Consider the following 7,931-nt stretch of genomic DNA (forward strand, 5'->3'; position numbering starts at 1 on the left):
ACGCCTCTGACTTCGCCAGGACACCGGTCCAGATAGAACCGCCGCTCACCCACGCCAGCCAAGGCCTTCCAGCAGGCTGCGGGTCTCGTACAGGGGGAGCCCGACCACCGAGGAATAGGAGCCGTGCAGATCGACGACAAAAGCGCCGGCCCGACCCTGCACGCCGTAGCCGCCCGCCTTGCCTCGCCATTCCTCGCTGGCCAGATAGGCGTCGATCTCCTGGTGGGACAGCCGCTTGATCTGCAGCCGCGTCTCCACCAAGCGCGAGGCGGACGCGCCCGAAGGCGCCACCACCGCCACCCCCGTATAGACTCGGTGCCCACGACCGGAGAGCAGGTCGAGACAAGCGCGCACCTCGGTCTCCGTCTCCGCCTTGGGCAGGACGCGTCGTCCGACCGCCACTACCGTATCGGCCGCCAGCACGAAGGCGTCCGGCCGGCGAGCAGCCACCACTTGCGCCTTCTCGATCGCCAGCCGTTCGGCCAGACGGCGTGGGGTCTCGTCGCGCAGGGGACTTTCGTCGAGCTCGGCGGGATCGCACGCCTGCGGCTCGATCCCGACCTGGGCCAACAGTTCGAGTCGGCGCGGGCTGGCGCTGGCCAGGATCAGGGGATGGCGGGGTGAAGTCAGGGCGTCAGCCTCCAAAGGTCGTAGGACTGGGGAACCGCGCACGAAGCTTGCGGTCCAGTTCGTCGCGCATCCGACGATACGCCTCCAGCCGCTGGTCGCGCGAGCCGGTCTCCAATGTCGGGTCCGGCGTCGCCCAGTACTCGAAGTCCACCGATCGCGCCCGCGCCATCTCCGCCGCCCGATGATGCGCCTCCGGCGTGAGCGAGATCACCAGGTCGAAGGACCCGTCCTCCAGCTCCTGGAATCCCTTGGCGCGGTGGCTGGAGATGTCGTCGCCCCACTCCGCCATCACCGCCGCCGCGAAGGGATCGACCTCCAGCTCGTCGGGGCGCAGGCCGCAACTGTCGATGAAGATGCGGTCGCCAAAGCGCCGGCGCAGCAGGGCGGCGGCCACGGGAGAACGCACCCGGTTGAGATTGCAGGCGAACAGGATCGCATCGGGAATCGCGGCCATGCCTCAGCTGTGCCGATACAGGGCGCAGATCAGGGTGAACAGCCGACGCGCGGTGTCGTGGTCGAACTCCACCTTTCCGGCCAGGCGTTCGCGCAGGCGCTCGGACCCCTCGTTGTGGATGCCCCTGCGGCCCATGTCGATCGCCTCGATCTGAGAGGGCGTGGCGTTGCGGATCGCCTCGTAATAACTCTCGCAGATCATGAAATAGTCGCGGATCACCGCCTTGAACGGGGTCAGCGACAGCAGGTGGCGGCGCTCGCCCTCGGTGTTGGAGATGTCCAGGGCCAGCCGCCCGTCCACCAGGGCCATCCGCAGGGTGTAGGGCCCCTCGCCCATTCCGGCGGGATCGAAATGGTTCTCCTCCAGCAGGTCGAAGATGGCGACCTGGCGTTCGTGCTCCACGTCGCGCGAGGCGGGCGCGAGGGACTCCTCGTCGATCTCGACCGCCTGCAGCCGGCGCCGGGACCGGTCGTCGCTCATCGCCGGGGGATGTTCAACCGCACCGCGGCGGCATGGGCGTGGGCGGGCAGGCCCTCGGCGCGCGCCAGGGCGACGGTATGCGGCCCAAGTTCGGCGAAGGCTTGTGCGTCGCAGCGGACGATCGAGGTGCGCTTCAGGAAATCGTAGAGCGACAGGCCCGACGAGAACCGCGCCGCCCGACTGGTCGGCAGCACGTGGTTGGAACCGGCCACATAGTCGCCGACCGCCTCCGGCGTGTAGCGGCCGAGGAAGATGGCGCCGGCGTGCCGGACCTGGTCGGCCAGGCGATCGGGATCGGGGACGGCGAACTCCACGTGCTCGGGCGCGATCCGGTTGACGAGTCCTGGCGAGGCGTCGAGCGGGGCGATGATCACCGCGCCGTGGATATCCCAGGATTCCTGCGCGGTAGCGCCGGTGGCCAGGGTGGCGAGCTGGCGCGCCATCGCCGCTTCGACCGCCGCCGCGAAGCCGGGCGAATCGGTGATCAGGATCGACTGGGCGGCAGGGTCGTGCTCGGCCTGGGACAGCAGGTCGGCGGCGATCCAGTCCGGGTCGTTGTCCGCATCGGCTACCACCACGATCTCCGACGGACCGGCCAGGGCGTCGATCCCCACCACCCCGTACAGCCGCCGCTTGGCCGCCGTGACATAGGCGTTGCCGGGGCCGACGATCTTGTCCACCGGCCGGATCGGGCCGGCGCCATAGGCCAGCGCCGCCACGCCATGCGCCCCGCCCAGCCGCCAGATCTCGCTCACTCCCGCCTCGTAGGCGGCGGCGAGCACCGCCGGTTCGATCCGGCCCGGCGGCGTGGTCATGGCGATTCGATCCACACCCGCGACCTGCGCCGGCACCGCGTTCATCAAGACGGTCGAGGGGTAGGCCGCGCGGCCGCCCGGCACGTAGATCCCCACCGCCTCCAGCGGCGTCCAGCGCCAGCCGAGCTCGACCCCGGCATCGTCGACGAAGCGGGCGTCGGCGGGCCGCTGGCGTTCGTGGTAGGCGCGGATACGGCGGGCGGCGAAGGCGATGGCCTCACGCACCTCGGGGGCGCAGTCGCGGACGCCGATCTCGATCTCCTCCGGCGTGACCCGCACGGTCTCTTCGGTCAGCTCCGCGCGGTCGAATCGGCGGGCGTAGTCGAGCGCGGCGGGAAGACCGCCCCGGCGCACGCCTTCGATGATCTCGGCCGCCGCCGCGTCCACATCGGCCGGCGAGCCGCGACGCTCATCGAGGAAGGCGTCGAAGGCGACGTTGAAGGCGGGGTTGGAATAGTCGAAACGACGCACGCCTCACACCTCTTCCGGCACGATCTCTGCAGGATGATCCGGTGCGCGGGTGGCGGGCCAGGGCTCGGACACATCGGCCAGCACCGCGTCGATGCAGTCGACCTCCACGCGCAGATCGCCGCCATGGCAGAAACGGAACAGCACCGAACCGCCCGGCGCTTCACAGGGCTCGAAATCCACCGCCATGCAGGAAACCAGGGCGCCGGGATCTTCGCTGGTCATCCCCCGTTGGCGCACGCGGCTGACGTCGCCGAACTGTAGGGCGGCGCAAACCCGTTCGCCGCTCCCGCCTTCGCACTCCCCGCCTTCCCAGCGGTAACGATTGAACAGGATCGTCACCCGCCGGGCCTGCGCCTCGAAGCGGATATCGCCGACATGGGCGATGGCGTCCTGCAAGGCTGCGGAGATCACCTTTAGGTCGTCGGCGTCGAGCGCCAGCAGCCTCAGCGGTTGACAGCCGGATCGATCTTCCTGGCCCATGGTCAGCTTTCCTCGCCGTCCTCGCGGATACGGCGGATGTTGGCCCCGCACGCGCCGAGTTTTTCTTCCAGCCGCTCGAAGCCGCGGTCCAGATGGTAGACCCGGTTGACCACGGTTTCACCCTTCGCCGCCAGTCCGGCGATCACCAGGCTGACCGAGGCGCGCAGGTCGGTGGCCATGACCTGGGCGCCGGTCAAGGCCTCCACCCCGCGCACACGCGCCTCGGCGCCGTGCACGCTGATGTCGGCGCCCAGTCGCGACAGCTCGGGCACATGCATGAAGCGGTTCTCGAAGATGGTCTCGCGGATCACGCTCTCGCCATCCGCCAGGCTCATCAACGCCATGAACTGGGCCTGCAGATCGGTGGCGAACCCGGGATAGGGGTCGGTGGTCAGGTCGACCGACTTCAGCCTCGCGCCATTGCGCTTCAGGGTGATGCTGTCGGCGTCGTGCGCCACGTCCACGCCGGTCTTCACCAGCATGTCGAGCAAGGCCGAGACGTGCACGGCCCGCGCCCCGGTGAGCTTCACCTCGCCGCCGGCCATGGCGGCGGCCATGGCGTAGGTGCCCGTCTCGATCCGGTCGGGCACCACGGCGTGGGTGGCCCCGTGGAGAGACGCGACCCCAGTGACGTGGATGACGTCGGTCCCAGCCCCCTCGACCTTGGCGCCCATGGCGTTGAGGCAATCGGCCAGGTCGACGATCTCCGGCTCGCGCGCGGCGTTGCGGATCACGGTCACGCCCGAGGCCAGGACCGAAGCCAGCAGGGTGTGTTCGGTCGCGCCCACGGAAACGAAGGGGAATTCGATCTCAGCGCCTTGCAGCCCGCGCGGCGCCTGGGCGTAGACATAGCCCTCGTGCAGGTCGATGCGGGCGCCCAGCGCCTCCAGCGCCTTCAGGTGCAGGTCGACCGGCCGCGCGCCGATGCTGCATCCGCCGGGCAGGCTGACCTTGGCGTGGCCGGTGCGCGCCAACAGCGGCCCCAGTACGTTGAACGAGGCGCGCATCTGCCGGACCAGGTCGTAGGGCGCCAGCGCGCTGATGATCTCGGGCGCATGCAGCACGGTTTCGGGGCCGTCGGCGCCGGTCGTCTCGGTCACCTGTGTTCCCAGCCGCGACAGCAACCGGCCGAGGAAGCGGGTGTCGGCCAGGCGCGGCATGTTGGTCAGGCGCAAGGGCTGATCGCTCAGCAAGCTGGCGGCCATCAACTTAATGGCGGAATTCTTGGCGCCGCTGATGGGGATTTCCCCCTCCAGCCGAGCGCCGCCGACGATGGCGATACGGTCCATGGGGCCCCGCTACAGAAGGGAGTCGGTTCTACAGCAGCCACGGCCGGGTGCAAGGCGGGGCGCTCTCGCCCTATTCGGCCTCGGGCTCGGAACCCACGAACTCCTGCACGAATTCCGGCGCGTCGCCGTCCTCCAGCGGGTCCTCCGCCTCCCCGTCGCCGCCGGGGGTCGGTACGGTAAAGCCCGGGGGCAGGTCGAGGCTCAGCAGTCCGGCCGCCTTCATCTCGGCCGCGCCCGGCAGGTCGGACAGGGCTCCCAGGCCGAAGTGCTCCAGGAAGGCGTCGGTGGTGCCAAAGGTGACGGGACGGCCCGGCGTGCGCCGACGTCCGCGCATCCGCACCCAGCCCACCTCCAGCAGCAGGTCCAGCGTGCCCCGGCTGAGGCCTACGCCTCGGACGGCCTCGATCTCGGCGCGGGTGACGGGCTGGTGGTAGGCGACGATGGCCAGGGTCTCCATGGCTGCGCGCGACAGCCGGCGCGGCTCGACCCGTTCCTCCGACATCAGGTAGCCGAGGTCCGGCGCGGTGGCGAAGCGCCAGCGGCCGCCGACGCAACCCAGCTCCACCCCGCGCCCCGCATAGCGCTGGGCCAAGGCCGCGAGCGCTGCGGGAACGTCGGCGTCTCCGGGCAGGCGAACGGCGAGGTCGTCGTGCGACAAGGGCGAGGCCGCGGCGAACAGCAGCGCCTCGACCCGGCGTTCGATTTCGCGCGGATCGCTCACGCGGCCTGGTCGACCTGCCCGGCCGCCTTACGCCGCGCACGCAGGTACAGGGCGGCGAAGGCGTCGAGCTGGCGGACCTCCAACGCCCCGTCCTTCACCATTTCCAGCCCCGCCGACAGGGTGGAGGCGACGAAGGAGGCGCGGCTCGGGCCGGGCTGGTCCGCATTGGCGACGTCGGGCGCCACCGCATGCAGGTCGGTCCACTGGTCCAGCGACGGGAGCAACTCGCGCAGCCGGTCGCGCGCGGCCTCCAGCGGATAGGCCTCGACGCGGGCCTGGGCGGTGTAGCGCCGCGCGGTCTGGCGCACGCGTTGATCCGCATAGGCTGAGATCAACGCGTAGAGATCGCCTTCCGGCGGCCCCAGCGCCTGCACCACCCGCGCCTCCGGGTCGCCACGGCCGAACACGTCCAGCCCGAACCGTGGCAGACGCTTCAAGGTGTCGGCCGCCCCGCGCATGGCGTCGAGCTTGGCGAGCCGAAAGGCCAGGGCCTCGGCCAGCTCCTCCGCCGGCAGTTCGTCATCGTCCGACTTGCGGGGCTTGGGCAGCAGCAGCCGGGATTTTAGGTAGGTCAGCCAGGCCGCCATCACCAGGTATTCAGCCGCCAGCGCGAACCGCCGATGGCGCTGGCTCTCCACGAAGGCCAGATACTGTTCCGCCAAACGGGCGACGGAGATCTTGAGCAGGTCCACCTTCTGCCCGCGGGCCAGCGCCAGCAGCAGGTGCAGCGGTCCCTCGAACCCGTCCAGCGCCAGGACCAGGGCGTCGCCCTGGTCCGAGGCCGCCTCGGCCACCTCGAAGTCCAGCGCGGTCTGGAAGGCGTTCACGCGGTGCGCGCCTCGAGCCGCCCGTCCAGGCCCAGATCGGCCAGCCGCGCCTCGGCGGCTTCGGGGTCGAACGGCTGGCTGCGACGGGACGGCGCGCGGGCGGCCTCGGCGCGCTCGGCGGCGCGCCCAGTCAGCTCGCCGCAATGTTCGGCGATCACCTTCAGCTCGGCCATCAGGTCGCGCACCGGCTCGCCCACCAGCGCGCCGTTGCCATGCAGCACCACGTCGCAGCCAGCCTGTAGCGACCGGCGAGTGCGCTCGACGAGGTCGCCGCCCAGCGCCTTCATCGACAGGTCGTCCGACATCAGCAGGCCGTCGAAGCCGATATGCCCCCGGATCACCGTTTCGATGACCCGGTGGGAGATGGTCGCGCAATGCTCCGGATCGACGTCGGCGTAGACCACGTGCGCCGTCATCGCCATCGGCGCGTCGGCGAGCGCCCGGAAGGGTTGGAAATCGGTTCCCTCCAGCTCTGCTAGCGAAGTCCCCACCCGGGGGAGCGCCACGTGGCTGTCGACCCGCGCGCGACCGTGACCTGGGATATGCTTGACCACGGGTGCGACGCCGCCAGCCATCAAGCCGTCCATCGCCGCCCGCCCCAAGACCGAAACCACCTCGGGATGATCGCCGAACGCCCGTTCGCCGATGACCCCATGCGCGCCGGGATGCAGCAGGTCCACGCACGGCGCGCAGTCCGCGTCCAAGCCGAGCGCGCTCAGTTCGTGGGCGAGCAGTCGATGGTTCAGCCAGACCGCCTCGCGCGCCGTATCGGGCGCATGGGCGTAGAGCTGGCCGAACAGGGCGGCCGGGCGGCGCAGACGGGCCAGCGGCGGCCTCAGGCGCTGAACCAACCCGCCTTCCTGATCGACGAAGACCTGGATGTCCTCATCGTCGGCCGCCGCGCGCAGGTCGGCGACCAACCGGCGGGTCTGATCGGCGCCGACGATGTTGCGGGCGAACAGGATGAAGCCCCAAGGCTTCACGGCCCGGAAGAAGGCCGCTTCCTCACGCAGGAGTTGGGGGCCCGCGCAGCCCAGGATGCAGGCGGCGCTCAAGGCGTCAGCCCTTGACGATGCAGGTCTTGCCCTTGGCCTTCAGCGCGTCGCAGAAGGTGCGGGCGTCGGCGTGGGAGGCGAAGCCGGACACCCAGGTGCGGAACAGGGTCTTGCCGTCGTGCTGCAGCGGTTCGACATGGCGCGCCTTGCCCGTCATGTGGCCCGCCATGGCCGAAGCCACGTCGGTGTAACCCTTTTGCGCCAGGGCACCGGAAGAAAAGGCGCCGATCTGGACCACGGAAACGCCGGCCGTGACCGAGGCGGCGGTGGAGGCCCCAGCCCTCAAGGCGGGCTTGGCCTCGGGCTTGTGCGCCAGCGCCGGCATGCGCGCAGGTGTCGCCGTGGCGATCTCGTCGCTGGAAGCCGTGTCGGCGGCGGAAGCACGGGTCATTCCGGCGGCGGCGACCTCGGACTCGTCCAGCACGGGCGCGGCATGGGCCTTGATCGGCGCATGAACCTGAGCCGCCGTGGCGGCGGCCTTGGCCGGCGGGAGGCCGGCGGTTTTCACCGCTTCGGCTTCAGTGGGCGTCGAACGCAGCGCGGGGTTCGGGATCGGCTTCGCCAAGAGCGCCAGGGTGGAGGGCTTGGGCGCCGGACGTGGCGCGGGCTGTTCCGCCGCTGGGGTGAAGCTCGGGGCGGCGACGGCGTTCTTCGCCGGAGCGCCCGCCCCTGCCTCGTTATAGACATCCATATTGGCGGGCGGCGGGTT

General features: G+C 70.5%; 10 protein-coding genes. All 10 read right to left on the minus strand.

Going from position 1 to position 7,931, the window contains the following annotated elements; translation table 11 throughout:
* Positions 1–45: 45 nt before the first annotated feature.
* Complete coding sequence (locus tag GSQ87_RS08310) at positions 46–630, minus strand: nucleoside triphosphate pyrophosphatase (protein ID WP_158917458.1); 585 nt, start codon at positions 628–630, stop codon at positions 46–48.
* Positions 631–634: 4 nt separating this feature from the next.
* Positions 635–1,084, minus strand: a complete 450-nt coding sequence (locus tag GSQ87_RS08315) for a low molecular weight phosphatase family protein (RefSeq protein ID WP_158915030.1) — start codon at positions 1,082–1,084, stop codon at positions 635–637.
* A 3-nt stretch (positions 1,085–1,087) separates the two neighbouring features.
* Positions 1,088–1,564, minus strand: coding sequence for a UPF0262 family protein (locus GSQ87_RS08320; protein WP_158915031.1), 477 nt, complete (start codon positions 1,562–1,564; stop codon positions 1,088–1,090).
* Complete coding sequence (gene hisD, locus GSQ87_RS08325; RefSeq protein ID WP_158915032.1) at positions 1,561–2,850, minus strand: histidinol dehydrogenase; 1,290 nt, start codon at positions 2,848–2,850, stop codon at positions 1,561–1,563. The genes GSQ87_RS08320 and hisD overlap by 4 nt, the downstream gene beginning before the upstream one ends.
* A 3-nt stretch (positions 2,851–2,853) precedes the next feature.
* Positions 2,854–3,330 carry a DUF2948 family protein gene (locus GSQ87_RS08330; RefSeq protein WP_158915033.1) on the minus strand — a complete coding sequence of 159 codons (477 nt, stop codon included), beginning with the start codon at positions 3,328–3,330 and terminating at the stop codon, positions 2,854–2,856.
* Between the two features lie 2 nt (positions 3,331–3,332).
* A complete protein-coding gene (gene murA, locus GSQ87_RS08335; protein WP_158915034.1) occupies positions 3,333–4,619 on the minus strand; it encodes a UDP-N-acetylglucosamine 1-carboxyvinyltransferase in 1,287 nt (428 codons plus the stop codon).
* 70 nt (positions 4,620–4,689) lie between these two features.
* On the minus strand, positions 4,690–5,340 hold the full coding sequence (gene scpB, locus GSQ87_RS08340) for an SMC-Scp complex subunit ScpB (protein ID WP_158915035.1): 651 nt from the start codon (positions 5,338–5,340) through the stop codon (positions 4,690–4,692).
* Positions 5,337–6,167: a ScpA family protein gene (locus GSQ87_RS08345; RefSeq protein WP_158915036.1), complete on the minus strand. Its 831-nt coding sequence runs from the start codon at positions 6,165–6,167 to the stop codon at positions 5,337–5,339. Before GSQ87_RS08345 ends, scpB begins: the two co-directional genes overlap by 4 nt.
* The gene (gene nagZ, locus GSQ87_RS08350; RefSeq protein ID WP_158915037.1) at positions 6,164–7,222 is read right to left on the minus strand and encodes a beta-N-acetylhexosaminidase; all 1,059 of its coding nucleotides are present in this window, start codon (positions 7,220–7,222) and stop codon (positions 6,164–6,166) included. Before nagZ ends, GSQ87_RS08345 begins: the two co-directional genes overlap by 4 nt.
* 4 nt (positions 7,223–7,226) lie before the next feature.
* On the minus strand, positions 7,227–7,931 hold a 705-nt coding region (locus GSQ87_RS08355; RefSeq protein WP_158915038.1), incomplete at its 5' end, for an SPOR domain-containing protein.

It is taken from the genome of Caulobacter sp. S45, assembly GCF_009765965.1.
Lineage (GTDB): Bacteria > Pseudomonadota > Alphaproteobacteria > Caulobacterales > Caulobacteraceae > CAHJWH01.

What these genes read in the sequence shown, in the direction of transcription:
- GSQ87_RS08330 (WP_158915033.1), bottom strand. Translation starts at nt 3,330, where the DNA reads ATGGGCCAGGAAGATCGATCCGGCTGTCAACCGCTGAGGCTGCTGGCG.
- murA (WP_158915034.1), bottom strand. Translation starts at nt 4,619, where the DNA reads ATGGACCGTATCGCCATCGTCGGCGGCGCTCGGCTGGAGGGGGAAATC.
- GSQ87_RS08315 (WP_158915030.1), bottom strand. Translation starts at nt 1,084, where the DNA reads ATGGCCGCGATTCCCGATGCGATCCTGTTCGCCTGCAATCTCAACCGG.
- GSQ87_RS08320 (WP_158915031.1), bottom strand. Translation starts at nt 1,564, where the DNA reads ATGAGCGACGACCGGTCCCGGCGCCGGCTGCAGGCGGTCGAGATCGAC.